Annotated in this window: 1 protein-coding gene; it reads right to left on the reverse strand. The window is 44.9% G+C overall.

Annotation, left to right across the window (positions count from 1 at the left end; genetic code table 11):
* Window positions 1-192 precede the first annotated feature (192 nt).
* Window positions 193-1,674, reverse strand: coding sequence for a tRNA uridine-5-carboxymethylaminomethyl(34) synthesis GTPase MnmE (gene mnmE, locus AC06L3_RS08425; RefSeq protein WP_475670179.1), 1,482 nt, complete (start codon window positions 1,672-1,674; stop codon window positions 193-195).
* Between the last annotated feature and the right edge of the window lie 230 nt (window positions 1,675-1,904).

Consider the following 1,904-nt stretch of genomic DNA (forward strand, 5'->3'; position numbering starts at 1 on the left):
AATTCTTCATATATTTGCAATGCAGTCCCGGTCGTTCCTCTCCCAGACGTAAGTGCTGGTGATGAATCCGGGTTTTTTCTTTTTATGCCGGTCCGCCGGTATTCTCATTTGCGAATATACGAATTTTGTGGCCAGCCTGCATACAATAACCCTCCGCTATTTACTTTTGTAATATATTGGTAGTCAGCAAGTTCATTTCCCGATGCAGAAGTGGCTGAAGATGTTCCCGAGGATTTCGTCGGTGGAGATTTCACCTACTATGGAGCCGAGGTGGTAAAGGGCTTCGCGTATGTCCTGGGAAATGAGGTCGGTAGGGGTGGAGCTGTCAAGAGATTCGCGGACACGGTAAAGTGCGGTGATGGCGGATTTGAGTGCTTCGAGGTGGCGTACGTTTGAAACGAGTGTGGTCTCGGACGATGCGTTGAGCGTTTGAAACGTTTCAGAAACGTGGTTTATGAATTCCTGTATGCCTGTTTTGTTTTTGGCCGATATTCTGAAGCATTTGAAATTTTTCTCTGTTAATTTTGAGCCTGCTTCATGGGATATATTATCAGTTTTCTTCAGCGATTCAGCATTGCAATCCAGTGTTTGTGCCAGTTCTACCAAACGTTTTTCCACTTGATTAATATATTCATCCTCAGCCTTGTCTGCTTTGTTGAGCAGAAATATAAGCTTCTGATTTGCATTTACTTTGCTCAGGATATCTTCAGCGCTGCTTAAGATAATGTCAACAGGGGAGCTGAGATCCATTACAGCAAGAACCAGTGTAGCTTCTGCAAGTTTCTCGTATGCTCGTTCAATGCCTATCTTCTCAATGGTATCGTTGCTCTGGCGCAGTCCGGCAGTATCAATAAATCGGAACAGCACGCCGCCAATGTTGAAATTCTCTTCAATGGTATCGCGTGTGGTGCCTGCAATATCTGAAACAATAGCTCTGTTTTCACCGATTATTGTGTTCAGCAAAGTGCTCTTTCCTGCATTTGTTGCTCCTACAATTGCCACTGGCACACCGTTTTTGATGGCGTTACCTAAATTGAAACTGGAAATAAGCTTATCAATGTGCTGCGTAACTTTGTCCAGCAGCTGTCGCAGTTCGCTGCGGTCCGCAAATTCTACTTCCTCCTCGCTGAAATCCAGTTCAAGTTCCATCAGCGATACTATATGAAGCAATTCCTGACGCATCAATGCCAATTCCTGACTGAAACCTCCTTTTAGTTGCTTAAGCGCTATTCTGTGCGCGGCCTCTGTCTGTGAAGCAATCAAATCTGCAACAGCCTCAGCCTGAGAAAGATCCATTTTCCCGTTTATGAAGGCTCTTTGTGTGAATTCACCAGGTTGCGCCATCCTGCAGCCATTCTCTACCAGGAGCGATAGTATCCTCTGAACTATGTAGTTGGAGCCGTGACAGGAGATTTCCACGCTGTTTTCGCCCGTATATGAATGAGGAGCCCTGAAAACTGACACCAGAACTTCATCAATGGTTTCTGTCTGAGTACCAATTGAACCGTAATGCATTGTGTATCCATTGGCAGAGGATAGGGGAGCGCTTTCCTTTGATGCAGGCACAAAAATCCTGGAAACAGTGTCAATAGCATCCGCTCCACTGACACGTATTACGGCAATTGCTCCTCCTGAAGTTGTAGCATTAGCACAGATGGTTTCTTCAATTGACATATTTCTCATAAATCATTCTGCGTTCCGCCTTGACCGCAATTATTTTCCTCTGTATATTGTTCCATCAAGTCGGATCGTAGCCATGTCGTTCTGTGAGCCAAGGAGTTGATGTGATGTGTTGTCTTCCTAAGACCGCTTGGCCTCCGACTTTCTTCAATTGACATATTTCTCATAAATCATTCTGCGTTCCGCCTTGACCGCAATTATTTTCCTCTGTATATTGTTCCATC

The sequence above is a fragment of the Candidatus Egerieousia sp. genome, from assembly GCF_056211015.1.

What these genes read in the sequence shown, in the direction of transcription:
- mnmE (WP_475670179.1), bottom strand. Translation starts at nt 1,674, where the DNA reads ATGTCAATTGAAGAAACCATCTGTGCTAATGCTACAACTTCAGGAGGA.